The sequence below is a fragment of the Brevibacterium renqingii genome, from assembly GCF_017808105.1.
Lineage (GTDB): Bacteria > Actinomycetota > Actinomycetes > Actinomycetales > Brevibacteriaceae > Brevibacterium > Brevibacterium renqingii.
The window spans coordinates 76,765-102,529 of sequence record NZ_JADBHF010000001.1 but is presented as its reverse complement, the minus strand read 5'-3'; the positions used below and the strand labels follow the sequence as shown (position 1 = coordinate 102,529).

Annotated in this window: 20 protein-coding genes and 2 tRNA genes; 14 read left to right on the top strand and 8 right to left on the bottom strand. The window is 66.2% G+C overall.

What is annotated here, in order from left to right; translation table 11 throughout:
* Positions 1–55 precede the first annotated feature (55 nt).
* From gyrA to IHE57_RS00420, 5 genes are all read left to right on the top strand, one after another.
* Entirely contained in the window at positions 56–2,611 is a 2,556-nt protein-coding gene (gene gyrA, locus IHE57_RS00440; protein WP_209370060.1) for a DNA gyrase subunit A, read from the top strand.
* Complete coding sequence (locus IHE57_RS16630; protein ID WP_343071823.1) at positions 2,608–3,405, top strand: DUF3566 domain-containing protein; 798 nt, start codon at positions 2,608–2,610, stop codon at positions 3,403–3,405. The genes gyrA and IHE57_RS16630 overlap by 4 nt, the downstream gene beginning before the upstream one ends.
* Positions 3,406–3,517: 112 nt before the next feature.
* Positions 3,518–3,591, top strand: a tRNA-Ile gene (locus IHE57_RS00430).
* A gap of 170 nt (positions 3,592–3,761) precedes the next feature.
* Positions 3,762–3,834 (top strand) — tRNA-Ala (locus IHE57_RS00425).
* A 322-nt stretch (positions 3,835–4,156) separates the two neighbouring features.
* Complete coding sequence (locus IHE57_RS00420) at positions 4,157–5,596, top strand: MDR family MFS transporter (protein WP_209370546.1); 1,440 nt, start codon at positions 4,157–4,159, stop codon at positions 5,594–5,596.
* Between the two features lie 78 nt (positions 5,597–5,674).
* Here IHE57_RS00420 and IHE57_RS00415 read toward each other — a convergent pair whose 3' ends face one another.
* From IHE57_RS00415 to IHE57_RS00405, 3 genes are all read right to left on the bottom strand, one after another.
* Positions 5,675–7,048, bottom strand: a complete 1,374-nt coding sequence (locus IHE57_RS00415; protein ID WP_209370058.1) for an NAD-dependent succinate-semialdehyde dehydrogenase — start codon at positions 7,046–7,048, stop codon at positions 5,675–5,677.
* Between the two features lie 161 nt (positions 7,049–7,209).
* Positions 7,210–7,743 (bottom strand): DinB family protein, encoded by a 534-nt coding sequence (locus IHE57_RS00410; RefSeq protein WP_209370056.1) that lies wholly within the window; start codon positions 7,741–7,743, stop codon positions 7,210–7,212.
* On the bottom strand, positions 7,740–8,129 hold the full coding sequence (locus tag IHE57_RS00405) for a DUF488 domain-containing protein (RefSeq protein WP_209370054.1): 390 nt from the start codon (positions 8,127–8,129) through the stop codon (positions 7,740–7,742). Before IHE57_RS00405 ends, IHE57_RS00410 begins: the two co-directional genes overlap by 4 nt.
* Before the next feature lie 229 nt (positions 8,130–8,358).
* Between IHE57_RS00405 and IHE57_RS00400 the strand changes: the two genes are divergently transcribed.
* Entirely contained in the window at positions 8,359–10,416 is a 2,058-nt protein-coding gene (locus IHE57_RS00400) for an HNH endonuclease signature motif containing protein (RefSeq protein WP_209370053.1), read from the top strand.
* Positions 10,417–10,539: 123 nt separating this feature from the next.
* On the opposite strand, the gene IHE57_RS00395 is transcribed toward IHE57_RS00400, so the two are convergent.
* Entirely contained in the window at positions 10,540–13,821 is a 3,282-nt protein-coding gene (locus IHE57_RS00395) for a S41 family peptidase (RefSeq protein ID WP_366933808.1), read from the bottom strand.
* Between the two features lie 88 nt (positions 13,822–13,909).
* Between IHE57_RS00395 and argS the strand changes: the two genes are divergently transcribed.
* Both argS and IHE57_RS00385 read left to right on the top strand, forming a co-directional pair.
* A complete protein-coding gene (argS, locus tag IHE57_RS00390) occupies positions 13,910–15,649 on the top strand; it encodes an arginine--tRNA ligase (RefSeq protein ID WP_209370049.1) in 1,740 nt (579 codons plus the stop codon).
* A complete protein-coding gene (locus IHE57_RS00385) occupies positions 15,646–16,938 on the top strand; it encodes an MFS transporter (protein ID WP_366933807.1) in 1,293 nt (430 codons plus the stop codon). Before argS ends, IHE57_RS00385 begins: the two co-directional genes overlap by 4 nt.
* Positions 16,939–17,020: 82 nt before the next feature.
* Here the strand turns inward: IHE57_RS00385 and IHE57_RS00380 are convergent, their stop codons facing one another.
* Positions 17,021–17,785 (bottom strand): hypothetical protein, encoded by a 765-nt coding sequence (locus IHE57_RS00380; RefSeq protein ID WP_246475775.1) that lies wholly within the window; start codon positions 17,783–17,785, stop codon positions 17,021–17,023.
* Between the two features lie 174 nt (positions 17,786–17,959).
* Between IHE57_RS00380 and IHE57_RS00375 the strand changes: the two genes are divergently transcribed.
* Both IHE57_RS00375 and IHE57_RS00370 read left to right on the top strand, forming a co-directional pair.
* Entirely contained in the window at positions 17,960–18,502 is a 543-nt protein-coding gene (locus IHE57_RS00375; RefSeq protein ID WP_209324460.1) for a peptidylprolyl isomerase, read from the top strand.
* 30 nt (positions 18,503–18,532) lie between these two features.
* Positions 18,533–19,246 carry a rhomboid family intramembrane serine protease gene (locus tag IHE57_RS00370; protein ID WP_209370047.1) on the top strand — a complete coding sequence of 238 codons (714 nt, stop codon included), beginning with the start codon at positions 18,533–18,535 and terminating at the stop codon, positions 19,244–19,246.
* Between the two features lie 242 nt (positions 19,247–19,488).
* On the opposite strand, the gene IHE57_RS00365 is transcribed toward IHE57_RS00370, so the two are convergent.
* On the bottom strand, positions 19,489–20,124 hold the full coding sequence (locus tag IHE57_RS00365; RefSeq protein WP_209370045.1) for a cell division protein CrgA: 636 nt from the start codon (positions 20,122–20,124) through the stop codon (positions 19,489–19,491).
* A 497-nt stretch (positions 20,125–20,621) separates the two neighbouring features.
* On the opposite strand from IHE57_RS00365, the gene IHE57_RS00360 reads away from it, so the two are divergent.
* The 4 genes from IHE57_RS00360 to IHE57_RS00345 all read left to right on the top strand — a co-directional run bounded on the left by IHE57_RS00360 (position 20,622) and on the right by IHE57_RS00345 (position 22,818).
* On the top strand, positions 20,622–21,416 hold the full coding sequence (locus IHE57_RS00360) for a class E sortase (RefSeq protein WP_366933806.1): 795 nt from the start codon (positions 20,622–20,624) through the stop codon (positions 21,414–21,416).
* Position 21,417: 1 nt separating this feature from the next.
* Entirely contained in the window at positions 21,418–21,585 is a 168-nt protein-coding gene (locus IHE57_RS00355; protein WP_166968632.1) for a hypothetical protein, read from the top strand.
* Positions 21,582–22,226 carry an anthranilate synthase component II gene (locus tag IHE57_RS00350; RefSeq protein WP_209370043.1) on the top strand — a complete coding sequence of 215 codons (645 nt, stop codon included), beginning with the start codon at positions 21,582–21,584 and terminating at the stop codon, positions 22,224–22,226. The genes IHE57_RS00355 and IHE57_RS00350 overlap by 4 nt, the downstream gene beginning before the upstream one ends.
* 79 nt (positions 22,227–22,305) lie before the next feature.
* Positions 22,306–22,818 carry a GyrI-like domain-containing protein gene (locus IHE57_RS00345; RefSeq protein WP_209324464.1) on the top strand — a complete coding sequence of 171 codons (513 nt, stop codon included), beginning with the start codon at positions 22,306–22,308 and terminating at the stop codon, positions 22,816–22,818.
* Positions 22,819–22,854: 36 nt separating this feature from the next.
* Here the strand turns inward: IHE57_RS00345 and pknB are convergent, their stop codons facing one another.
* Positions 22,855–24,768 carry a Stk1 family PASTA domain-containing Ser/Thr kinase gene (pknB, locus tag IHE57_RS00340; protein WP_209370041.1) on the bottom strand — a complete coding sequence of 638 codons (1,914 nt, stop codon included), beginning with the start codon at positions 24,766–24,768 and terminating at the stop codon, positions 22,855–22,857.
* Positions 24,769–24,867: 99 nt separating this feature from the next.
* A complete protein-coding gene (locus IHE57_RS16830; protein ID WP_436627475.1) occupies positions 24,868–25,473 on the bottom strand; it encodes a hypothetical protein in 606 nt (201 codons plus the stop codon).
* Between the last annotated feature and the right edge of the window lie 292 nt (positions 25,474–25,765).

Genomic DNA, 25,765 nt, shown 5'->3' with positions numbered 1-25,765 from the left:
CGCACCCGGCTGAGACCCAGCCGGCCACGGTTAAGACACAAGGGAAGAGCCCACATTGGCCGACGAGAACGATATCGGAACAGAAATCAGCCGGATCGAACAGGTTGATCTCAACCTCGAGATGCAGAGGTCCTACCTCGATTACGCGATGAGCGTCATCGTCGGTCGTGCCCTGCCGGACATCCGCGACGGGCTCAAGCCCGTCCACCGTCGCGTGCTCTACGCGATGTTCGACGGCGGCTACCGCCCCGACCGCAACTTCTCGAAATGCTCGCGCGTCGTCGGCGACGTCATGGGCCAGTACCATCCGCATGGTGACACGGCGATCTACGACGCCATGGTCCGCCTCGTGCAGCCGTGGACAATGCGCTATCCGCTGGTCGCCGGCCAGGGCAACTTCGGCTCCCCGGGCGATGACGGCGCAGCCGCACCTCGTTATACCGAGTGCAAGATGGCACCGCTGGCCATGGAGATGGTCCGGGACATCGAAGAGGGCACCGTCGACTTCCAGGACAACTACGACGGGCGCAACCAGGAACCGGTGGTTCTGCCCTCGCGATTCCCGAACCTGCTGGTCAACGGCTCGGCGGGCATCGCTGTGGGCATGGCCACGAACATCCCCCCGCACAATCTCCGCGAGGTCGCCGCCGGTGCGCAGTGGCTGCTGTCCCACCCCGAGGCGAGCAAGGAGGAGGCGCTCGAGGCGCTGCTGGGTATCATCAAGGGCCCGGACTTCCCGATGGGCGCGACGATCCTCGGTCGCAAAGGCATCGAGGACGCCTACCGCACCGGACGCGGGTCGATCACTCAGCGCGCCGTCGTCGAGGTCGAGGAGATCCAGGGCCGGACCTGTCTCGTCGTCACCCAGCTGCCCTATCTCGTCAATCCTGACACCCTGGCCGCGAAGATCGCCTCCTATGTCAAGGACGGCAAGGTCGCGGGCATCGCGGATCTGCGCGACGAGTCCTCGGGCCGCACCGGTCAGCGTCTGGTCATCGTGCTCAAACGCGATGCGGTGGCCAAGGTCGTGCTCAACAACCTGTACAAGCACACCTCTCTGCAGGAGAACTTCTCCGCGAACATGCTCGCGCTCGTCGACAGCGTGCCGCGCACGCTGAGCATCGACTCCTTCCTGCGCCTGTGGGTCAAGCACCAGATCGAGGTCATCGTCAGGCGCACGCAGTACCGCCTGCGCAAGGCCGAGGAGCGGGCGCACATCCTGCGCGGCTACCTCAAGGCCCTCGACGCCCTCGACGAGGTCATCGCCCTCATCCGCCGTTCCCCGTCCTCGGACGAGGCCCGCACCGGCCTGATGGAGCTGCTCGAGGTCGACGAGATCCAGGCGAACGCGATCCTCGACCTCCAGCTGCGCCGACTCGCCGCCCTGGAACGTCTGAAGATCCAGGAGGAGGCCGAGAAGATCGAGGCCCTCATCGCCGAGTACAACCACATCCTGGCCACTCCCGCCCGCCAGCGCGAGATCGTCTCCGAGGAGCTCGACGAGATCGTCGAGCGCTACGGCGATGACCGCCGGACGAAGATCCTCGCAGGATTCGACGGGGACGTGTCGATGGAGGACCTCATCCCCGAGGAGGAGGTCGTCGTCACCATCACCCGCGGCGGCTATGCGAAGCGGACCCAGACGAACCTCTACCGGGCCCAGCACCGCGGCGGCAAGGGCATCAAGGGCGCTCAGCTGCGCGGCGACGACGTCGTCGAGCAGTTCTTCGTCACGTCGACCCACAACTGGCTGCTGTTCTTCACGAACACCGGCCGGGTGTACCGGGCCAAGGCCTATGAGCTGCCCGAGGGCTCACGGGATGCCAAGGGCCAGCATGTGGCGAATCTGCTGGCGCTCCAGCCCGGCGAATCGATCGCGAAGGTGCTGTCCATCCGCGACTACGAGGAAGCGGAGTTCCTCATCCTCGCCACCCGCTCGGGTGTGGTGAAGAAGACGCGGCTGAGCGAATACGACTCGAACCGCACCGGCGGTGTCATCGCCATCAACCTGCGTGAGTACAAGGGCCAGCCCGATGAGCTCGTCTCGGCCCGGATCGTCGGATCCGAGGACCATCTGCTGATGATCTCGCGCAAGGGCATGTCCATCCGCTTCGCCGCCGATGACGACTCGATCCGTCCCCTCGGCCGCGTCACCGGAGGCGTGACCGGCATGAAGTTCAAGGACGACGACGAGCTGCTGACGATGGACGTCGTCCAGCCCGACACCTATGTCTTCGTCGTCACCGAGGCGGGCTACGCCAAGCGCACTCCCGTCGACGAATACCGGCTGCAGGGCCGCGGCGGCCTGGGCATCCGGGTTGCGAAGATCACCGAGCAGCGCGGAGACTTGGTGGGTGGGCTCATCGTCGAGGACGGCGAAGAGGTCCTCGTCGTCATGGAGAAGGGCAAGATCGTCCGGTCGAGTATCGACGAGGTTCCGGCGAAGGGACGCAACACCATGGGTGTGGTGTTCGCGAAACCCGGCAAGAAAGACCGTATTATCGCAGTGACCCGCGGTCCCGAGGCCGAGGTCGAAGACGAAGACGATGCCGAAGTCCCGGAAGGTGAGGTCGACGAGCCTCAGACCGGCAGCGAGGATGTGGAAGAGTGAGCGATAGCAACAAGCCAGGCTCAGGGAAGATCATACGCACGTCGAGCGGCTCCACCCGTCTGACGGCAGGATCGTCGAAGAACGAGACGAAGTCCGGCGAGTCGAAGCCCGCGGAGTCGACCGGCTCCGCGCAGGGTTCGGGTCAGGCCGAACAGAAGGCCACCGTCGTCGCTCCTCCCGCACCGAAGGCTTCGCCGAAGCCCAATCACGCTCCCACCACCGGTTCGGGACCGAAATCCGGGTCGACTCCGAACTCCGGCTCCGGAGCCGGCGCAGGCTCCACCTCGTCGCAGGCGACAGGGTCGTCGGGTGGCAACCGCACGGCCACCTCGGTGATGGGGAACGCCGCGAACACCGTCCGCGCCAGCTCCGGCAGCGTGAAGATGGGTGTGAAGAACATGGTCGACAGCGGTCAGGGCAAGAAGAAGAAAGGCCCGCGCACCGTTCGTCTCACCGTCTCTGCGGTCGATCCGTGGTCGGTGATGAAGATGTCGTTCCTCATGTCCGTGGCCATCGGCATCGCCACGATCGTCGCCTTCATCGTGCTGTGGATCGTGCTCCAGGCGACCGGTGTGATGAGCGGGCTCGAAGCGACCATGAGCGAACTCGCCGGCGCCGAATCGGCCGAGCGGATCGTCGGGATCTTCGGCTTCGGCCGTGTCGTGGCCGCAGGCTTCATCATCGCTGTCATCAACATCGTGCTCATGACCGCGCTGTCGACCCTGGCCGCGTTCATCTACAACATCGGCTCCCTCATCGCCGGCGGCTTCAATCTGACTTTGACAGACGACTGACCGCCTTCCTCCCCGCACCCCGGGGAGGAAGATGTGAGGCGAGTCACTGGTATCCGATTTGTATTTGTCAGTCCGGGTTCGGTATCGTTTTACATCGGGTTCACCCCGATAAGGGCCTATAGCTCAGGCGGTTAGAGCGCTTCGCTGATAACGAAGAGGTCCCTGGTTCAAGTCCAGGTAGGCCCACGTCCTGTCACAACAGGATGACCTTTCGAGGAGGATCATGAGGAAATGGATTCTCAGCGGTCTCACAGTCGTGGGACTGGGAGTGTTCTTCCGGTGGCGGCGGCAGAACCAAGTCGCTCAGGCCGAATGGTCCAAGCACACCGACTCGGTGTGAGGGTGAGAACCCGCACGGGGGTATGGCGCAATTGGTAGCGCATCTGCTTTGCAAGCAGAGGGTTAGGGGTTCGAGTCCCCTTACCTCCACTCGAGAAGCTTTGAGACAGCACTCGTGACGAAGGCTCCGGACCACTGCGGTTCGGAGCCTTCGTCGTTTCATCCGCGTGCGGAACCTCATGCGCCGAAGTGGGGTTCTCCCCCTGTCCGTGCGAGTGCGGAATAGGCTAGCGTAGGTTTCCGTTGATCTCTCTGTCTGAGTGCAGCGTCGGCTGCTGCGCGCAGCGTCACAATCGCGCCGCCCGGGCCGGGGCGATGACAATCCACTTTCGAACGGAGCACCTCCTTGTCCAGCGACAGCTCACACTCACGCGCAGAGTCCGCGCCGCCTGAGACCATCGACCCCGCCGGAATGAGGGTCATCTGGCTGCTGCTCGTAGCCGCCTTCGTCGCGATCCTCAATGAGACGACGATGGCCATCGCCATCCCCGAGCTCAATGCCTCTCTCGGCATTCCGCCGGAACTCGGCCAGTGGATGACGAGCGCCTTCATGCTCACCATGGCCGTGGTCATCCCGACCACCGGATTCCTGCTCCAGCGGTTCACCACGCGCCAGATCTTCCTGGCCGCTATGATCCTCTTCACTTCGGGCACACTCATCTGCCTGCTGTCTCCGGGCTTCGCGGTGCTGCTCGTCGGCCGCGTCGTCCAGGCCGGCGGCACCGGCATCATGATGCCCCTGCTCATGACCACGATGATGAATGTCGTGCCCGCGCATTCGCGCGGTCGCATGATGGGCCGTGTCGGCCTCGTCATCTCGCTGGCCCCGGCCATCGGTCCGACGATGTCCGGCATCGTGCTCGACACCCTCGGCTGGCGCTGGCTCTTCGGCATCGTTCTGCCCATCGGCCTCATCGCTCTGGCACTCGGCGCGAAGTGGATGACCAACCTCGGCGAATCCACCCATTCCCCCATCGATGTCATCTCCATCGTGCTCTCGGCGTTCGCCTTCGGCGGCATCGTCTTCGGGCTCAGCCAGTTCGGTTCCGGTGGTGAGACCGGTGCCTCGACCGCGGGCCTGGCGTGGGGCGCGATCGGCGGTGGTGCGGTCGTCCTCGCCCTGTTCGTATGGCGGCAGCTGGTCCTGCAGCGACGGGACGGAGCGCTGCTCGATCTGCGCGTCTTCAGCTCGCGCAACTACGTCGTCGCCGTGGTCATCATGGCCGTGGTGGCATTGGCGATGTTCGGCACCTTCTCCCTGCTGCCGCTCTACCTGCAGGACGTCGCCGGTCTCAACGCCACCCAGTCGGGTCTCGTGCTCCTGCCCGGGTCGGTCCTCATGGGTCTGCTCGGCCCCCTCATGGGTCGCATCTACGATGCGATGGGCCCGAAGACCCTGCTCGTGCCCGGCACGATCCTCATCGCAGCGGCGATGTTCTCCTACTCGATCGTCACCCCGGACACACCCACCTGGGTGCTCGTCGTCGTGCAGACCGGCATGTCGGTGGGTCTCGCGGCCTCTTTCACGCCGCTGTTCACAGCTTCGCTGGGCTCGCTGGATCGGCATCTGTACTCGCACGGATCGGCGGCGCTCAACACCCTGCAGCAGGTGGCGGGTGCAGCAGGCACGGCCCTGCTCATCTCGATCTACTCCGCCGCGCTCCACTCGGGGCAGGCCGCAGGTCGCAGCGTCGTCGACGCCGGTGCTCCGGGAGCTCAGGCGGCGTTCCTCCTGGCCGCGATCATCGCGCTCGTGCCCGTCGTCCTCGCCTTCTTCATCAAGAAGCCCGAGGACCAGGAGGATCGCCCCGCCGAGGTGGTCGACACCGTCGAGACGGCACCGGGCGACTGATCGCACGATACCGGACGGAAAAGGCCCGGCCGGCAGCGTTGATTTCGCTGCCGGCCGGGCCTTTTCCGGTGGTGCCGCTCAGGCGTGCACGCGGATGAGATGCTCGTTCGTGAAGGCCTGGAAGGCCCACTGGGCGTTCTCGCGACCGTAGCCGGAGCGGTTGATCCCGCCGAAGGGGTATTCGGGGCCGGACTCCATGTGGCCGTTGATGAGAGTCATGCCCGCGTTCACCTTGGAAGCGAAGGCCTGTCCCTTCTCGAGGTCATCGGTCCACACCGAGCTCATGAGACCGTACTCGGTGTCATTGGCCAGGCGCAGAGCATCCTCTTCGTCCTTGGCGCGGTAGACCATGACGGCAGGTCCGAAGAGCTCATTGCAGCCGAGATCCGACTTCGGATCGATATCGGACAGCACGGCAGGCGACATGAACCAGCCGGGACGGTCGAGCTTCTCGCCGCCGGTGTGCAGGGTCGCACCGTCGGTCACGGCCTTCTGGATGCGCTCGACGATCTCGTCACGGGCGGCCTCGGAGGAGACCGGACCCATCCCGACCTCGGGGTCGTCGAAGGTCGAGATCTTCGTCGCCTCGACGGCTTTGATCGTCTCAGCGAGGAATTCGTCATAGAGATCGTCGACGACGATGAAGCGCTTCGGCGAAGTGCAGACCTGGCCGGCGTTCGCCAGACGCAGCCCGACGAGCTTCTGTGCCAGTGCCGGCACGTCCTGCGAGTCGAGGACGACAGCCGGATCGTTGCCTCCGAGTTCGAGGACGGCGCGCTTGTAGTACTTCGCGGCGATCGCGGCGACCGAGGCGCCGGCACCTTCGGAACCGGTGAGCGAGAAGCCCTTGACGCGGAAGTCCTTGAGCACTTCCTCGGCGTGTGAGCTGTCGAGGTAGATGTTCTGGTACACGCCCTTCGGCAGGCCCGCCTCGGTGAGGAGGTCCTCGAAGAGCTGGGAGGACTCGGGACAGATCGAGGCCTGCTTCATCATGATGGTGTTGCCGACCATGAGGTTGGGCAGCACGAAGCGGGCGATCTGGTTGTACGGGAAGTTCCACGGCATGATGCCCAGCAGCACGCCCAGCGGCTGATGCTCGACATAGCTGCTGGCGGCTCCGGCCGCTTCGAGGTGGGTCGGCGCCAGGTTCGCGGCGGCGTTGTCGGCCATCCAGCGAGCCGTGCGGGCGACCTTGTCGACCTCGGCAAAGCCCTGCTTCTTGATCTTGCCCATCTCCCGACCGATGATGTCGGTCATCCGATCGGCGTTGTCGTCTACGAGGTCGGCGAACGTGCGCAGGATGGCCGCGCGTTCGTGCAGCGGCGTGTCCTTCCACGACAGGAATGCCTCATGGGCGCGATCGATGTAGTCGGGGATCTCCTCGACGGGAACGGAGTCGAACTCCTTCTCGACCTCACCGGTGTTGGCATTGGTGACAGCGAATTTGCTCATGGAACGTCCTTTCACGGATTGACGATCTGTGCTCGGTAACAAACTATCGTCTCGCGCAATTCCACAACACTTGTGTCCACCTTTGGGCTGGAATCAGCGGATGCGCGCTGCTCGCAGCCGGGCCACCTCGACGGTTCGGGAGTAGAGGAGGCATCGACTCCTCAGGCAGTGATGTCGCGGGAAGTGACGTCGTGCAGGTGGTGCTGGACCTCGTGCAGCCCGTAGCGGGTCAGCGAGGCGATCGTGAACTGACGACCGTCGGCGCGCAGACCCGTTCTCCTCCACTGGTTCTCGCCGATGTCGGCCAGAGTCGCCCCGTATGCGGCTGCCGCGGTCTCGAGACCGGCGAGCACGTCAGCGGAGTTCTGGCTCCGGTAGTCGGATTCGACGGCCACCGCATCCCCGTCGAAGTTCGGCAGGGTGGGAGTCTCCTCGGCGAGCATGAGGAGGGTGCGAGCGCGGAACTCTGTGAGGACGTCTCTCAGGTGGGCGGCGTATTCGACGGTCGACCAGCGGTCCTCTCGGATCCGTTCGGAGGCGTTCGGCGCACCGAGCGATGGAGTCCAGGCGGCGGCCGCCTCGGCGATGGTCGTCCGGACCCCGAGCAGATCCTCGTTTCCCGTGAAACCGCACTCCTCGCATCCCTCGTCGAGCACCGCTGCCCAGTCCCTGGTATCCGGTTCGATCGTGCTCATCCGTGCTTCCCGCTGTCCAAGGTCTTCTTGAGCACCGCGGCCTGGCTGATGTCGTCGCGCTTCGATGCGGTGAGCAGGGTCAGCGGCCCCGAGCCGACAAGAGATTTCAGCTGTTCGAGCGCCTCGGCGCGGCTCTCGTCCTTGAGCTCCTCGCGATAGCGCCGGGCGAACTCGTCGAACTTCTCCGGATCATGGGAGTACCACTTCCGCAGCTCGTCCGAAGGGGCGATGTCCTTGAGCCATTCGTCGAGCTCGGCCTTGTCCTTGCTGATCCCGCGGGGCCACACCCGATCGACGAGGATGCGCTTCCCATCGCTGGACTCGGCGTCGTCGTAGATGCGCCGGACCTGGATGTGCCGGTTCGCCGATTCCTTCTTCCCTGTCATCGTCGCTGACTCCTTTCGCTGGCCGGACTCCCAGTGTAGGACTGTGAGCGGCCGCGGAGCCGATGGATTCTTCTGCCGAGAACGTGCCAGGCTCTGCGAGGTCGATCTGTCGTAAGCAGTGTCGATACAGATTGTTCGAATTATTCGCGAAACCCTATGGACAATGATTTCCTATGTGAAGTAAAATTAGGAAAAGCATTCACAGCGTCGTGAAGGGCAGGTGGGACCGATGAAGGATCAGCAGGATCCGGGCGACGACGAGTTCGACCCTGCCTCGAATGCTTCCTCTTCTGGGCCGGTGCCCGATTCCGGGCAGATCGGTTACGTTCAGCGTCCGTCGAGCATCGGCCCCGACTCCCCGAGGCGGCTTGCCATCGCTCCCGATTCCCCTATGGCGTCGGTGGCAAAGGTGCTGAGCCTGAGCACGACTGTGCAGCTCGCCGAGCTTCAGACCATCGCCAAGGCCTTCCTCGCCGAGGTCGTCGAGCGTCTCAGCTGTGCTTCGACCGAGGGAGGCGAGGTCCCTCAGCACGCCCCGTTCAGGCAGACCCTCGACCGCGCCCTCGCCGCCGACGAAGCGGCAGTCCGTGCGAAGCCCGGAACGGATGGGACCGGAGTTCCGGTGCGTGGCACGACCGGCGCCGAAGCCGCGCTGGAGACGGCGATCAGGGCGATGCCGGACTTTCCTCGCTTCCGACTCGGACAGACGTTCGACAGGTGGGTGCACGAACTGGCTCAGACCGAGGACGTGGCCGAACTGTCTGCGCTGCTGGGCGCGACGTCCACTCATACGTTCGGCAGGATCATCATCTCCGTCACCCTCGTGCACGGGCTGCCGCAGTTCCTCAAACGGTGCGAGGGCGGAGAATTCACCATCGAACACGTGCACGCGGCTGCCAGGGTGGCCAAGGACCTGCCGTTCGAGGACCTGCCGGAACTCGACGAGTATCTGGGAAGGCGGCGGGCCGATGTCACGATCGAGACTTTCAAGAAGTCGCTGGCGATGAAGGCCGCTTCCATGCAGGACGAAGACGACAGGTCCGCGCTGGCGTCGAGGCGCCGCAGGGTGTCGATCACGACCTATGAGGACGGGACCGCCTCGGTGACTCTCACGGGTCCCGCTGCGGAGCTCAAGGCGTTCCACCAGCGGCTCGAGGCATTTGCGCGAGCGATCAGGCATGGGAACATCGCGTCCCTCACCGCGGCAGACCCCGGCGACGTGGATGTGAGCGCTCTCGGCAGCATCGATTCGCTGATGTTCGACATCGCGACCCGTGTGACTCCGCAGCTGACCATCGAAGTCACTTCCCATGACACGGAGAACGGGACATCATCGGTCAAGGAGATCCCTCTAGAGCTGCCCGACCAGGGCGTTCCGACCGCGGCCAGGATCGTCAGCCTCGTCAACGATGCGGCGGCCGCCGCACAGGCAGAAGCCGAAGACGCGGCATCGGCCGGGACCGCAACCGCAACTGCCGCGCCGGCCGGTGAGACAGCCGGCGATCGGGTCGATCAGCCAGCCGGCAGTGGTCGCACAGAGGCCTCAACAGTCGTCAAGCTCGTCATGCCCACGCACGGTCAGTGGATCCGGGAACAGGCGAAGATGCTGGTCACGGTGCCGTTCCTCACTCTCGCCGACCAGTCGCAGCTGCCGGGCATATTCTCCGATGGGGCACCGATCCCCGCCACTGTGGCCCGATCGATCGCCGGGCAGTGCTCGACCTGGACGCGGATTATGACGGACCCAGTCACAGGCACTCCGCTCGACGCGCGGGCGCAGAGCTATCGCATCCCCGTGGATGTGCGACTGCCATTGACCGCAAAATGGCGAGGATGCACCATGCCGGGCTGCACTCGTGATGCGGAGACGTCCGAAGTCGACCACATCATCCCCTTCGACCATGACAGCCCCGCAGCCGGCGGGCAGACCTCATTCGAGAACACCCACCCTCTGTGCCGGCCGCACCACCAGGCGAAGACAGACAGGAAATTCAGCATCCGGAAGACCTCGGACGGGCCGGTGGAGTACGTATTCTCCCATGGTGTGACCACCGAGGCGGCGCCGCCGGACGATCCGATCAACGCTCGGCACGCCGAACTCTTCGCGGATCTCGGTCCTCCGCCGGTGCGACAGCTCCGGCAGCGTGCACCGAACCGGAAGGGCCGACACGGCCGGAAGCGCGTGACAGGGCGTCCAGATCGTCGGCCGGAGCAGACGATCGATCCCTGGTCCAGCTCACGGATCGGCACCATTAGATGGGATTCCGGCGACCCACCGCCGTTCTGAATCGAGGCCTCCTCCGGTCTCGACGGTGCAAGAATGGACGCAGGAGCGGAGGGCAGGGCGCTCATCGGTGCCGGCTTCGTGGTGCTCGCCTTCGCGAGGTGGGCATTGGTCCCGGACTGAGCGTCAGTCCTCGGCCGGAGCCTCGCCCTTCCCGAGCGGCTGCACCCGCGGGGGCGGGAACTGAGGCGGCTGGGCGGCAGGCGTCGTCTCCAAGCCGGCGAACACCTCGGCGATGGCGCGATCGAGCTGCGGATCGTCCTCGGCGAAGAGCTGCCCGGGATCGTGCTCGACCTCGATATCGGGGTCCACGCCGCAGTTCTCCACGTCCCAGCCCTTGCCCTCGAGCCAGAAGGCATAGCGGGGCTGGGTCACCTCGGTGCCGTCGACGAGTTCGTAGCGGCCGTCGATGCCGACGACACCGCCCCAGGTGCGCACGCCGATGACCGGGCCGATTCCCCTGGCCTGGACACGGGCGTTGATGATGTCGCCGTCGGAGCCGGAGAACTCATTGGCCACGAAGACCACGGGCCCCCGCGGTGCGTCCTCCGGGTCGGGGATCATCCGATCGTAGCTGCGGGCCGCGCTCCAGGCGATGACCCGATCGGCGAAGCGCTCGGCCACGAGCGAGCTCGTGTGCCCACCCCGGTTGAACCGGACATCGGCGATGACGCCTTCGCAGCTCATGGCCTGACGCAGGTCGCGGTGCAGCTGTGCCCAGCCGTAGGAGGTCATATCGGGGATGTGGACATAGCCGATGCGTCCCTGAGACTTCTCGGCCACGTACTCCCGCCGTGAGCGCACCCAGTCCTGATAGCGCAGGGTCTCCTCACTCGCCAGGGGGATGACGGCGACCGTGCGGTCCCTGCGACGGCCCCGGCGCAGAGTGAGCGAGACGATCTTGTCCGCGGCACCCTGCAGATGTGCGGCGGGCCCGGTCGCCTCGTCGACCGGCTGACCGTCGACGGCGACGATGACATCGCCGGCCTGTGCCCCGACGCCGGCCTGCCGCAGCGGCGACCTGGCGTTCGGTTCGCTGCTCTCACCGGGCAGGATGCGAGTGATCGTCCACCCCTGCGCGGTCTTGGCCAGATCCGCGCCGAGGAAGCCGAGCTTCTTCGACTGGTCACCCGGGCCGGTGGGCGGGGAGACATAGGCGTGCGAGGTGTTGAGCTCGCCCACGGTCTCCCACAGGATGTCGACGAGGTCGTCGTGGGTCAGCGCCTTCGCAGCCACGGCCCGCCAGCGCAGGGTCACGGACTCCCAGTCGACTCCGTTCATGTCCTCACGCCAGTAGTGGTCGCGCATGATCCGGGCGTTCTCCTCGAACATCTGGAGCCATTCGGCCCGCCGATCGAGTTCGAAGCGCAGTCGGGAGACATCGACGATGACTCTGTCATCGTCATCGGCCTCGACCTTCCGGTTCGCCGGGACCACGGTGATCTCATCGTCGGTGCGCACGACGATGAGCTTGCCGTCCCCGGACACCTCATAGTCATCGACCGCGTCGACGACGGTGGTGAGCTTCCGTTTGGCGAAATCGAAGAACTGGATGACCTCGGCAGGCTTCTCACCGGCATCGCCGGCATGCTTGGAGCCGAGTTCTCCGCCCTCGGCATCTCCCTTGCGCATCCACAGCACGCCGCCCTCGACGGCCTCGAGGTCGCGGAAGACCCCGGAGGACACGGGAAACGGCAGGATCCGCTCCTCGGCTCCCTCGTTTTCGAGCTCGGCGGTGGTCACGGGCTTCTCGCCCCGCGTCCGTTCGGTCTTCGCATCGTCGGCGACCTCGCCGATCGCCCAGCCGGAGGCGCTCGGGCCGAAGGGGGCTGCTTCGTCGGCGGTCAGCGGCAGCAGCCAGGGCCGGGTGACGCCGTTGAAGGACAGGTCGAACGAATGCTGGTTGTAGGCCGGGTCGAAAGTGCGGTCCGAGAGGAACGCAAGATACTTCCCATCGCGAGTGAACGTCGGCGAGAAGTCGTTGTACTTGCCCGTCGTCAGCGGCTGAGCCTGCCGGTCGGACTTCACATCGACGATCATCAGCCGGGCCAGCAGCTCCTCGCCCTGCGTCGGCTGCGACCACACGAGGTACCTGCCATCGGGTGAGAAGCGCGGGCTGCGGGCCTCGCCGAAGCCCGAATGCCCGACCAGCCGGGTGCGTCCGTTGCCGACGTCGACGAGGCGGATCGAGCCGTCGTGGGAGATCGTGACGAGCGTCTTCCCCGCCGGGTCCGCCTGCAGGTCGAGAACCCGCCCCAGGGCACCGGCCCCGATCCGCCGAGGCAGCTTGTCCCCGGACAGGGACGCGACCTCGATCGCGTCCTCACCCTCGACATCCGTGATGAAGGCCGCCTGCCCGGTGGCACCGAGGACGACGGGCTCGCGGGTGCGGATCGACGAGTCCGCGCACAGGGCCCGGGCCGGACCCTCGCGGTGGGCCAGCCAGAAGGTCTTGCCGCGCCATTCGAGCACCGAGGCATTGCCCTCCCGGTCCGGGCTGATGCGCGAGATCCCGGTCTTCGGATCGAGGCTGAGCGGCTGCACCTGCGTGCCCGGCAGGGTCACCTCGAGGGTGCGCACGCTCGCATCGAGGCTGTCGAGGATCTTGATCTGCCCGCGACTGTGCCACACGATGCGGGTGCCGTCGGTGGCGGCATCGCGGACATAGCCCTCGGCCTCGCCCTGATGGGTGAGCTGGCGGGGCTCGAAGGCCTGGGAGGTCGCCAGACCGTCGACGATCCACAGGTTCGCCTGCTCTCCGGCCCGGTGCGGGAAGCTCGCGGCCCGGTCCGAGGTGAACACGAGCGAATCGCCGACCCACAGCGGATCCGTCAGCGAAGCAGGCTCCTCGCGCAGCATCCGCTGCCATCTCGCCCCGGAACCGTCGTCAGCGCCGTCGCGGTCGAGCCACAGCCTCGGCGCGGTGCCGCCGCGGTAGCGCTTCCAATGGGCGGGCGGCCGGCTGAACGGCGTCGTCAGGGCCGTCACGCCCGTGTGATGCCGGGCCAGGCCCGAGGCACGACCGAGCTGGAGGCGTTCGACGGATCCGTCGAGACCGACGGACCGCACGACATGGCTGCGCACCTCGAACTCACCGGCATTCGCCGCGACGAGGACGTGGGAGGCGTCCTGCCAGCCGAGCATCGTCATGGTCGTCGACCCCAGCCAGGTGAGCCGGCGCAGGGCACCGGTGGCCACCTCGGCGACCATGAGCTCGGGCTGGCCGGTCCGGAACGACACGAAGGCCACATGCGCTCCGTCCGGCGAGAACCGCGGCGAGCGGACCGGCACATGATCCGAGGTCAGCCGCCAGGCACGGCCTCCGGAGGAGTCGACGAGCCAGACATCGTCGTCGGCGATGGAGGTGATGAGATCGGCATGGACGTGGGGATAGCGCAGATAAGTCACGTGACCCACATTACAAGCAAAGGTGCCGCCCGGCCGCAGCCGAAGAACCGATGCCCAGGCAACTTGCACGCGGCAATAGAATGGCCCCATGCCATCTTTGACTTCCGTGCTCAGCGTCCGTTTCGCCGCCGCCCTCTCCCGCGCCTTCGGTGAGGACTTCGCACGACGCGACCCGGTCATCAGAAGCAGCCAGTTCGCGGACTTCCAGGCCAACGTGGCCCTGCCGCTGGCCAAGGAGCTGAAGTCGAAGCCGCGCGACGTCGCCGCGAAGATCGTCGAGAACCTGGACCTGGCTGACATCTGCCAGCCCCCGGAGATCTCGGGCCCCGGATTCATCAACCTGAAGTTCACGCCCGAATTCCTCGCCCGCACCCTCGAAGCCGGCGATGCGGCGACAGCTCCCGAGAACACCGAGCCCCAGACCATCGCCATCGACTACTCGGCCCCGAACGTGGCCAAGGAGATGCACGTCGGCCACCTGCGCACCACCGTCGTCGGCGACGCCCTGGCCCGTACCCACGAGTTCCTCGGCAACACGGTCATCCGCCAGAACCACATCGGCGACTGGGGCACTCCGTTCGGCATGCTCATCGAGCACCTCCTCGACGTCGGCGTCGGCTCCGAGGCCGCGGCCGAGGTGTCCGAGAACCCGAATGCCTTCTATCAGGCGGCCCGGTCGAAGTTCGACGCCGACGAGGCCTTCGCCACCCGCTCCCGCTCCCGTGTCGTCAGCCTCCAGGGCGGCGACGAGCAGACCCTGGAGCTGTGGACCACGCTCGTCGGGTACTCACGCGACTACTTCAACCGCATCTACTCCCTCCTCGACGTCACCCTGCGTGATGAGGACCTGGCCGGTGAGAGCACGTACAACGACGTCCTCGCCGAGGTCTGCGACGAACTCGAGGCCAAGGGGCTGGCCCGGATCAGCGACGGAGCCCTGTGCGTGTTCCCCGAAGGCTTCACCGGTCGCGAGGGCGAGCCCCTGCCGCTCATCATCCGCAAGTCGGACGGCGGCTACGGCTATGCCACGACCGACCTCGCCGCCATCCGCAACCGGGCGACGAACCTCGGCGTCGACCGGGCACTCTACGTCGTCGGCACCCCGCAGGCCATGCACTTCGAGATGGTCTTCACCGTCGCGCGCGAGGCCGGCTGGCTGCCCGAGAACGTCAGCGCCGAGCACGTGAAGATCGGCAATGTGCTCGGATCCGACGGCAAGATCCTGCGCACCCGCTCCGGTGCCCCGCTGCGCCTGGCCGAACTGCTCGAGGAGGCAGTGTCCCGGGCGCAGACGACGCTGGCCGAGTCCAGTGCGGATTTCACCGCCGAGGAGTCCGATGAGGTCGCCCGCATCGTCGGCATCGGTGCGGTCAAGTACGCCGACCTCTCCGTCGCCCACGACACCTCCTACACCTTCGACCTCGACCGCATGCTCGCCCCCTTCGGCAACACGGCCCCCTACCTGCAGTACGCGGGCGCGCGCATCCGCTCCATCGGCCGCAAGGCCGAGGCCGAGGGCATCGCAGCCGATCGGGTGAAGAGCGCGCCGATCAGCCTCGGCGAACCGGCCGAACGCGAACTCGCGCTGTCGATCCTCGGATTCGCCGATGTCCTCGCCGAGGCGGCCGCCGGCTCCCAGCCGCACCGCCTGTGCACCTACCTGTTCGACCTCGCCCAGGCCTTCACCTCGTTCTATGAGCAGTGCCCCGTGCTCATCGCCGAGACCGAGGGGCTGCGGGACTCTCGCCTGCGGCTGTCCGCGATCGTGCTCGAGGTCCTCGAAGCCGGTCTCGGGGTGCTCGGCATCCGCGTGCCCGAGAGGATGTGAGCATCGGCGCTCGCACCCCGGCAAGGGGGATGCTGCCCTGGATGGTCTTGGGCATCGTCTTCCTCGCACTCAATCTGCGCACCCCGATCATCGCGCCGACGGCGATCCTGCCGCGGATCCAGGAAGGGACGGGCTTCAGCGCGGCCGGGCTCGGTCTGCTCACCGGACTGCCGGTCCTGCTCTTCGCGCTCGCCACCCCGCTGGCCGGGCGCTTCATCACTCGCCTCGGCGCCGAGGTCACGGTGCTCACCTGCCTGTCCGGGGTGCTGCTCGGCACCGTGCTGCGGTCGATCGGTCCGCCCTGGCTGGTGCTCGTGGGCACGGGCATCATCGGTCTGGCGATCACGCTGGGCAATATCGTCGTGCCCGTCATCATCCGCCGCGAAGTCCCCTGGGAACAGGTGTCGATGGTCACCGGGCTGTACTCGGCGATGATGAACATCGGATCGATGGGCACCCTCATCGGCACCGGGCCGCTGGCGGCGGCCTTCGGCTGGCGTTGGGCGCTGGCGATCTGGGGCGTGCTCGCCGTCATCGGCCTCGGATTCTGGTCGGGCCTCATCCGCACTCGGATGCGCCGCGAAGGCGCGGCCGCGCAGGCAGCGGAAGCCGCTTCTCCGGCGGAGGCAGGACCTCCCGGTGAAGGCAGCGCCCCTGCGGCGAAACAGCCCTGGAGTCAGGCGCCGGCGGCCTTCCGCGGCATCACCGCCCTGCTCATCGTCACTTTCTCGGGACAGTCGATCGCCTACTACGTGACGACGACCTGGCTGCCGAGCTATCTGGCCGACACGATCGGCCTCGCTCCGGCCGCGGCCGGCAGCACGGCCTCCCTGTTCCAGATCGCGGCGATCCTCGGTGCCTTCGGTGTGCCGCTGCTGGCCGCGAGATCGCAGCCGTGGACGCCCGTGGCGATCGTCGCCCTCCTCTGGCTGTCCCTGCCGGTGGGCCTGCTGCTGGCACCGGGAGCCTACGGACTGTGGGCGATCACCGGCGGCATCGCCCAGGGCGGCGGCTTCACTGCGATCTTCTCGATCATCGCGCGGACCGCCGGCAGCGACTCTCAGACAGCTTCGGCCTCGGCGAGGGTGCAGGGCGGCGGCTACCTGGCCGCCACTCTGGCCCCGCCGTTCGCCGGTTGGCTCAACACCGCCACATCCGGATGGACGGCACCGCTGCTCCTCGTCCTGGCGGCCACCCTGGCCTTCACGATCACGGGCCTCCTGGCCGCCCGACGGGCCGGTCGCTTCCCCCGCGGCGGAGCCGGCGCACGCGAGATCCTCGATGACTAGGCCTCAGTGGGAACCGGCCACAGAAGCGCCGAGGCGACCCACCGCAATGGTGGGCCGCCTCGGCGCAGGATTCGCAGTTCGCTCAGTGCTTGGCGTTCGCGTCCTCGTCCGACTGTCCGGCCTGAGCCTCGGCGGGCTTGACGGCCGGCTTCGGAGCCGGGGTCTCGTCCTTCTCATCGGCCTTGGTCGCAGGCACCGAGGTCTGTGAGACCTGGGGCGTGGTGGCCTGACGCGAGGCCGGGGTCGACCCGACGGGGCGAGCATCGGCGGGACGGTTGTTCGGCAGCGGGGTCGACCAGGGATCCTCGACCGGCTGCGCCTTCTTCCACACGTAGTAGCCGATGCCCGCGGCCGAACCGATGACCAGGGTCCACACGACTGCGGCCTTGCCGCCGCCGGACTTGCGCGCGGTGTCCTTCTCGATCCTCTTCCCGGCACCGGCGAGAGCCTTGCGGGCCTTCTTCATGGCCTTCTTGTCACCGGTGAGACGGACGGCGAGGTCGTCGATGAGCTTCGGGGTCTCGACGTTGGCGAGGGAGTTCGCGGCGTTCGATGCGAACTTGCCGGCGCGCTCGGTCGCCTCGGGGCGGTAGGCCTCGAGCTTGTCGGCCCAAGCATGGACCTGATCATTGGCCCTGTCGGCCAGGGCCTCGACCTGGGGACGTGCCTTCTCGGCGAACTCTTCGGCCTTGCCGGCCAGAGCTTCGACCTGAGGGCGAGCCTTGTCAGCGGCGTCACGCAGCTTGGGCGCCGCGTTCTCGCTGGCATCGGCCAGGACTCGGAGTGACGTCTGCTTCGCGGAATCGAGCTTCGAAGTGAGCTGATCTCGAGTTGGGTTCTTCGACATGAACATTCCCAATCCTTAGATGTCGGTGGTCAGGTGATCACTGCCCAGTCTACGGCCTCCGGGCAAGGGCATGGGAGGCGGGCGTCATCGAATTGTCTGCGGATAGTCTGACAGAGTCGGCAATGGGACCGGTGTGAAACTGCATTCGCCGCCTCGGCGTGGAAGAATGAGGGCATGACTACAGTCTCTACGCACACAGCAGTCCTGCACACCAACCACGGTGACATCACCATCAACCTCTTCGGCAACCATGCGCCGAAGACCGTGGCCAACTTCGTCGAGCTGGCCCAGGGTGAGCGTGAGTTCACGGATCCTTCGACCGGTGAGCCGACCAAGCGTCCCTTCTACGACGGGCTCGGCTTCCACCGCATCATCTCGAACTTCATGATCCAGGGCGGCTGCCCGCTCGGCACCGGCACCGGCGGACCGGGCTACACCTTCGACGACGAGATCCACCCGGAGCTCCAGTTCGACCGCAAGTACCTGCTGGCCATGGCGAATGCCGGCAAGCAGATGGGACGCGGCACCAACGGTTCGCAGTTCTTCATCACCACGGCCGAGACCCCATGGCTCAACGGCAAGCACACCATCTTCGGCGAGGTCGCCGATGAAGCGAGCCAGAAGGTCGTCGACGAGATCGAGGGCGTGCCCACCGGCGCGATGGACAAGCCGGCCGAGCCCGTCGTCATCGAGAAGGTGGACATCACTCAGCAGTGAGCACCATTCAGCAGTGAGTACCATGGTGTGATGGACACACCGGAGAAGGGCTCGGCGCGGGAAACCGGCCGGGCCCTTTCCGCATCCCCGCCGCTGGTCACCCGTACGATCCTCATCGTCACCGCCGTGGCCTTCCTGGCCGAGCTGCTGCCGGCCCTGGACCTGCTCCACCGCCTGAGTTTCGTACCCGCGCTCACTCTCGAACAGCCGTGGCGGGTGCTCACTGTGGCACTCGTCCACGCACAGCCCTCACCGTTCCATCTGCTCGCGAACATGATCGGCCTGTTCTTCTTCGGATCCTTCGTCGAGCGCGCGCTGGGCCATGGGCGCTTCCTCGCCGTCTATCTCATCGGCACGGCAGGGGGCTCGGCCATGGTCCTCGTCCTCGCCGAACCCTTCAGCCGCGACTGGGTGACGAACCACATCGGCGCCTCCGGTGCGGTGTTCGCGATCATCGGCGTCCTGTTGGTGCCGACGCGACGCCTCGATCGCAATATCGCCGGCGTCGTGGCTTTCGTGGCGCTCAACTTCGGCTACGGCTTCCTCGTCGAGGGAGTCTCCTGGCAGTCCCACCTCGGCGGGCTGCTCACGGGCTTCGTGCTCGGCTGTGCGGCGCTGCTCGTCCCTCAGCGCACCAGGAACTCGAGATCTGCGGCGACTGCGGTGTTCGCGGCGACCGCGGTGGGTCTCGTGCTCATCATGCTGGCGGCCGGGGCATGGCGTCTGTTCGGCCTGGGCCTGTGAATCGCACGAGCTGTGAATCGCACGAGCTGTGGACCGGACGGGTTCCGAACCGAAAAGACATTTTTACCAGACCAAAGGCGATTTGTGTGCACTCAGCGGTGGAAAAATAGTTGTCCACAGCCTCTATCCACATGGTGGATAACTGACACTGATGTATTTCCGCAGGCCAGAGGCCTAAAATAAGTTATCCACAGGAGACGCACCCGGCTTGGGTATAACTTGTGCCTTGTGGATTGTCGACGCTATCGCCAGCGGGTGGACATGATCAGCCCCGCCACGAAGAAGGCGAAGCCGATGAGGATGTTCCAGTTTCCCCAGGCCTCGACGGGGAATGCGCCCTGCGAGACGTAGAAGGCGACCAGCCAGATCAGGCCGATGAGGAGGAGGCCGATGAGCACGGGCAGGAACCAGCTCGGGTTCGGCTTGATCGTCTGCTGACCCGAGGTCGAGGTGTAGCTCGCGGTCTTGCGCCCCTGTGAGCGCTTGGCCGGATTGCCCGAACGGGAGGTGCGCTTGGCGGTCTTGCCCTTGCTGCCTGAGGTCTTCGAGCCTGAGGTCTTCGCGCTCGAGGCCTTGGAGTTCGAGGCTTTCGAACCTGAGGTCTTGGAGGACTTCGACGACTCCTTCGCCTCGGCGGGCTTCTTCTTCGAGTCCACGTCCTCGTCCGAAACCTTCGCGGCCTCGTCGGCTGCGGTCACGTCGGCAGGACTCTCGGTCTCGGTCGTCTCGGTGCCCGACGTCTCAGTCTCGGTCGACTCGGTCGCTGTCGACTCGGTCTCGACTGCCTCGACCTCGTCGCCGGTCTGCTTGCTCTCGGCCGCCGATGATGTGCGAGAAGTGCGCTGGGGGCGCTGGGTCCGTCCTTTGGACTTGGCCACGAGTACTCCTTTAACGGTCGACCGCTGCAGGGGCCGCCGAGTGAATGGTTGGGGACAATCGGTGCCCAGTCTACTCGCGACGGGGGTCGCAGCGAAAAACTCCGACAAGCCTGAAAGCGGCCCGAGAGCGCCCCGAACGGGGATTCTCATAGGATAAAGTGCATAGGGGTGTCCCCGCTCGTCCTGTGGACGAGCCCCGACAATGCAGTGACAGTCACGGAGCAGAAGTGGTGAATAGTTCCTCCTCGGGTAACGAGCCGGGCGCGAATCCGCCCTCGCGACCCACTATCCGTCCTGCGCAGAGACAGATTCCCTCATCTCACTCCACCGGTCACTCGGGCTCCGTCGATTCGGCGAACGCTCACAGCTCTCACGGTGAACAGCCGCTGCCCAGCCGACGTGAACTGCGCCGCCGTGAGGCCGAGGCCGCAGCGGCTCACGGACAGCCGACCGCCGTCTACTCCGATGCCCCGCCCATGTACGCGGAGCAGGAGCCCGTGCACTCGAGCCAGGACGTCACAGGTCGGCGACGGCGAGGGCAGTCCCGGCAGCGTGAGCCGCTCGGACCGATCCGCGGGACGGTGCGGACCTTCGGCGAACTCTGCATCACCGCGGGCCTCGTGCTCATCCTCTTCGTCGTCTGGCAGCTGTGGTGGACCGACATCCAGGCCAACCGCGACAACGAGGTCCTCGCCGACGAACTGACCCAGGACTGGGCGAACCAGGACCCGAACGAACTGCCGGACGATCCCGACGAACCCGTGGTCGCCGACCCGGTGGAGAAGAACCACGCCTTCGGCATCTTCTACATCCCGCGCTTCGGCGACGACTACTACCGGACCGTCGCCGAGGGCGTCGACCTCGAGCCCGTGCTCAACCGGATGGGCGTGGGCCGCTACCCGAACTCGGCCATGCCCGGCGAAGTCGGCAACTTCTCAGTCGCCGGCCACCGCGTGACCTACGGCAAGCCGTTCAACCAGATCGCGAAGCTGCGGCCGGGCGACGAGATCATCGTCCAGACCAAGGACGGCTTCTACACCTACACTTTCCGCAATTTCGACATCATCCTGCCCGATGCCGTCGAAGTGCTCTCTCCCGTGCCCGATGAGCCCGAGTACAAGGGCAAGGACCGGATCCTGACGATGACGGCGTGCAACCCGATGTTCTCGGCCCGGGAGCGCTACGTCGCCTACGCCGAACTCACCGACTGGACCCCGGCCCAGGACGGGCCCCCGAAGAACATCAAGGATTCGAAAGCATACGACAAGGTCAGTCAGAACGGTGGTGCTTAGGATGTACGCATTCATCTGGCGTCTGCTTCCCGGAAATTGGTTCGTCAAGCTCATCTTCGCCCTCATCCTCATCGCGGCGGTCGTGCTGCTGCTCATGCAGTACGTCTTCCCAGTCATCGCGCCCTATATGCCGTTCAACAACGCAACCGTGACGGATGGTGGACAATGACCAGGATCCTCGTCATCGACAACTACGACAGCTTCGTCTACACGCTCGTGTCCTATGTGCGCGAACTCGGCGCGGCCGTCGACGTCGTCCGCAACGACGACATCCCGGCCGATGAGCTGTCTGCCGCCGTGAGCGCCTATGACGGTGTTCTCCTGTCCCCGGGACCAGGCGTCCCGGCCGAGTCCGGCGTCTGCCCGTCGCTGCTGGCCTGGGCCGAGACCGCCGAGATGCCGGTATTCGGGGTCTGCCTGGGCCATCAGGCCCTCGGCGAGGTGTTCGGCGCGACCGTGACCCATTCCCCCGTGCTCATGCACGGCAAGACCTCGACCATCACCCACGACGGCGAGGGCATCTTCTTCGGCTGCCCGAGCCCGCTGACCGTGACCCGGTATCACTCGCTGGCGATCGTCGACGAGACCCTCGACCTCGAGAGATTCACGGTCACCGCCCGCACCGACGACGGCATCGTGATGGCCATCGAACACCGTGAGAAGCCCCTGTTCGGCGTCCAGTTCCACCCCGAATCGGTCCTCACCGAATGCGGCTACCTCATGCTCGGCAACTGGCTCGAGGTGTGCGGGCTCGACGGTGCCGCCGAAGCGGCGGCGCAGATGTCGCCCTTGGCGACCGCGATCTCCTGAGGTTGTTCGCGCTCTGAGGGTGTTCGCCGAGGCGGCCGATCGTTAGGATCGTGTGCACAGCGATCTGAGAGGACCCGTCATGTCAGAACCGAGCTACTTCAGCGACGATCCGTACACCGAACTCACCGTCATCGAAGTGCCCGCGACTCCGACCGCCGTCGTCGAAGCGCGGGACGTGGCCATGGAAGACCTGCCGGCGCTGTTCGACCGCACTTTCGCCGGCCTCTTCCCGGCATTGTCCGAGACCGGAGCCGAACCCGTGGGCCCGGCATTCGCCCTCTACACGAAGCAGCCGAGCGAGACGGTGGATCTGCAGGTGGGCCTGCCGATCTCAGCGGGGCTGACCCGGGCCCAGCCGATCGGGGGCGGTCACATCGTGATCCCCTCGGAGCTGCCTGCCGGGTCGATGGCAGTGCGCAGCCATACCGGCGGCTATGACGGACTCGGCGAGGCCTGGGCACAGCTGCTCGAAGACGCTGCGGCCGCCGGGCATCACCCGGGTCTGCCGTTCATCGAACTCTATGTCACCGAACCCGGGCCCGAGGCGGATCCGGCGCACTTGCGCACTGACCTGTTCCTCACCCTCGACTGAGGCGTGAGACCGGGCTCGAGTGCGCCCGACTCCGGATCAGTCCCGGCCCGAGACATCGGCCCAGCCGTCGAACAGGCCGCCTCCGCCGCCCATCGAATCGGTGTCCTTGTCTTTGTCCTTATCCTTGTCCTTGCCGTCGTCGCCGCCGTCGCCCCCGTCGCTGCCTGCGTCATCGGACGGAGAGGTCGGGATGCCACCGGGCACCGAAGGCATGGTCGGTGACGGCTCCGGCGGCTTCTTGGCCACCTTCACGGTGATCTCCGTGCCCTGTTTGACCTCGCTGCCGCCGGTGGCCGACTGTTCGAAGACCTTCTTCTCATCGTGCTCGTCGGTCTCGACCTCTTCGGTCTTGCACCCCAGCTGGTAGTCGTCGCCCTCGAGGAGTTTGCAGGCCTCATCGGCGGATTTGCCCGTGACATCGGGGACCTCGACCATGCCGGAGGAGACGACGAGATCGACGTTCGAGTCGACATCGACCTCCTGGCCGTCGCCGGGTTTGGTCTCGATGACCACACCCTTCTCCACATCCGGCGAGTTCTGCGAGATGTGAGTGCCGGCCTGCAGCTTCGCGTCGTTGATGATCTTCCGCGCCTCCTCCTCTGTCTTGCCGGAGACGTCGGGGACCTTCACGGATTCGGGGCCGGAGGAGACGATGAGTTTGACGATGCTGTCCTTGTCGATCCTCTGACCGCCGGGAGGATCGGTCTCGATCGCCTTGCCCTCGTCGACCTCGGAGCTGTACTTCTCGGCCGTGTCGACCCTCAGACCCTGTTGGATGAGCGCGGCCTCGGCCTCGTCGGCGTCCATGCCCGCCACATCCGTGACCTCGACCTGGGGGATGGGCTCGGGTTTGTTGATCTCGTAGACCCACAGGGCCACGCCCGCCAGGGCTAGCAGGACGAAGATGCTGCCGATCCAGATCCAGGCGCGGGAGCGCTTCTGCGGGGGCCTGTCCTCCTGTGTGGCCATGATCGAGGACATGGGACCGGTCTCGGGAGCCGCCTCGGCGTCGGAGGCGTAGGGCATCGGCGCGGTCATCGGCGGGGCCGCCATCGGGTAGGCCCGAGTGGCGTCCGCATCGTCCTCGAAGCTCATGGGACGACCGTCGCGGGCGGCGAGCACATCCTCGCGGAAGGTGAAGGCGTCCTGGTAGCGAGCGTCCCGGTCCTTGAGCAGCGCATGGAGGACGAGCCGGTCCACGGCCGGCGGGATGTTCGGATTGAACGTGCTCGGCGGCTGCGGGGTCTCTCCGACGTGCTGATAGGCCACGGCCAGCTGGGAATCGCCGACGAAGGGCGGCCGACCGGCCAGCAGCTCATAGAGCAGGCAGGCTGTCGAATAGAGGTCGGAGCGCGCATCGACGACCTCACCGCGGGCCTGCTCGGGAGAGAGGTACTGTGCGGTGCCGACCACGGACTGGGTCTGCGTCAGACCCGAGTTGTCCTTGAGCGCGCGGGCGATGCCGAAGTCCATGACCTTGATGTCGCCCTCGGGCGTGAGCATGACGTTCGCGGGCTTGATGTCGCGGTGGACGATGCCGTTGCGGTGCGAGTACTCGAGCGGGGCGAGCACGCCGGCGATGACATTGAGCGCCTCGTCGACGGTGAGCGTGCCGTGATCGTTGAGAACCTCGCGCAGGGTCTGACCCTCGACGTACTCCATGACGATGAAGGGCACAGACACCGACGAGCCGCCGGACTCGACGAACTCCTCCTCACCCGAGTCGTAGACGGAGACGATGCCGGGATGGTTGAGACCGGCGGCGGACTGGGCCTCGCGCTTGAGCCGGGTGTGGAACGAGGGGTCGCGGGCGAGATCGGACCGCAGAAGTTTGATCGCCACCCGGCGGCCGAGCCGATTGTCGACGCCTTCGTGCACTTCTGCCATGCCCCCACGGCCGAGGAGCGCACGAACTTCGTAACGCTCCGACAGCACCTTGGGTTCAGTCATCTATGTCCTCCGCTTGTCTCACCCGGTTCATGGGTTCCTTCTCACCCGAGCCCGGGTCGAGTTCTCAGTATTGCAAACTCTCGCCTGATCGTTCAGAGCCTATTCACTGCCGTTGTTCCCGCCCGAGTTCCCACTGGCCTCGCCGCTGTTCGCGTTGCCCGAGGAGCCCGATCCGCCTCCGGAGCCGGTGTCGCCGCCTTCCGAGCCGCTGCCCGAACCGCTGCCTGAACCGGAACCGCTGTCGGATCCGCTGCCGGACTCCGAGGAGCCGTCCGAACCGCTTTGGCTGTCCGAACCGGCCTCGCTGCCGGACTCGCTGCCGGAATCAGAGGTTGCCGAATCGGATCCGGAGCCCGAGTCCGAGTTCGACCCGCTGCCGTTCGAATCGGATCCGGAGCCCGAACCCCGGGACGAGGAGCTCGACGAACCCGAGGAGCTCGAGGTGCCCGAGTCGGAACTCGACTCCGAGTCATTGCCCAGGCCGGGATCGGACCCGGAGTCCGAGGCCGGCTCCTCCGGGGCTTCGGCGGGACCACCCGAGATGAAGAGGGTCACGGTGTCGCCCTCTTCGAAGGTGTAGCCGTTGTCGCCCTCGCCGACATCGGCGACGGTGCCGGCGGCCCGGCTCGAATCGATGGTCGTCGTCTCGACCTCGAGGCCCTTGTTCTCGAGGTTCTGCGTCGCCGAGGATTCGGTGAGCCCGATGTAGTCGTTCGGATCGATCTCGATCGTCTTCTTCGCCTCCGAGCTCGGCGCCGAGGTGGTCGGCTCCGGTTCGGGTTCGGCATTGCCGCCGCTGAGGAAGAACCACAGCAGCGAGCCGACCGCGATGAGCGCGATGATCGCGAGGATCCAGATGAGGACCCGGCCCTTGTTCGACTGCTTGTCCTTGTCCGGGTCCGTGTTCAGCGCGCCCGTCTTCTGCGGGTCGTTCGAGTCGAGTTCTCCGGCGCCTGCGGCACCGGCACCCGCGGCACCGACAGCGCCGGCCGCGGCC

Excerpts from the sequence above, each read along its gene's own strand:
- IHE57_RS00355 (WP_166968632.1), top strand. The coding sequence starts at position 21,418 with ATGTACGCATTCATCTGGCGTCTGCTTCCCGGAAATTGGTTCGTCAAG.
- IHE57_RS00380 (WP_246475775.1), bottom strand. The coding sequence starts at position 17,785 with ATGTCGAAGAACCCAACTCGAGATCAGCTCACTTCGAAGCTCGATTCC.
- IHE57_RS00400 (WP_209370053.1), top strand. The coding sequence starts at position 8,359 with ATGAAGGATCAGCAGGATCCGGGCGACGACGAGTTCGACCCTGCCTCG.
- IHE57_RS00410 (WP_209370056.1), bottom strand. The coding sequence starts at position 7,743 with ATGAGCACGATCGAACCGGATACCAGGGACTGGGCAGCGGTGCTCGAC.
- IHE57_RS00375 (WP_209324460.1), top strand. The coding sequence starts at position 17,960 with ATGACTACAGTCTCTACGCACACAGCAGTCCTGCACACCAACCACGGT.
- IHE57_RS00415 (WP_209370058.1), bottom strand. The coding sequence starts at position 7,048 with ATGAGCAAATTCGCTGTCACCAATGCCAACACCGGTGAGGTCGAGAAG.
- IHE57_RS00420 (WP_209370546.1), top strand. The coding sequence starts at position 4,157 with ATGAGGGTCATCTGGCTGCTGCTCGTAGCCGCCTTCGTCGCGATCCTC.
- IHE57_RS00350 (WP_209370043.1), top strand. The coding sequence starts at position 21,582 with ATGACCAGGATCCTCGTCATCGACAACTACGACAGCTTCGTCTACACG.
- IHE57_RS00370 (WP_209370047.1), top strand. The coding sequence starts at position 18,533 with ATGGACACACCGGAGAAGGGCTCGGCGCGGGAAACCGGCCGGGCCCTT.
- IHE57_RS00345 (WP_209324464.1), top strand. The coding sequence starts at position 22,306 with ATGTCAGAACCGAGCTACTTCAGCGACGATCCGTACACCGAACTCACC.
- argS (WP_209370049.1), top strand. The coding sequence starts at position 13,910 with ATGCCATCTTTGACTTCCGTGCTCAGCGTCCGTTTCGCCGCCGCCCTC.
- pknB (WP_209370041.1), bottom strand. The coding sequence starts at position 24,768 with ATGACTGAACCCAAGGTGCTGTCGGAGCGTTACGAAGTTCGTGCGCTC.
- IHE57_RS00405 (WP_209370054.1), bottom strand. The coding sequence starts at position 8,129 with ATGACAGGGAAGAAGGAATCGGCGAACCGGCACATCCAGGTCCGGCGC.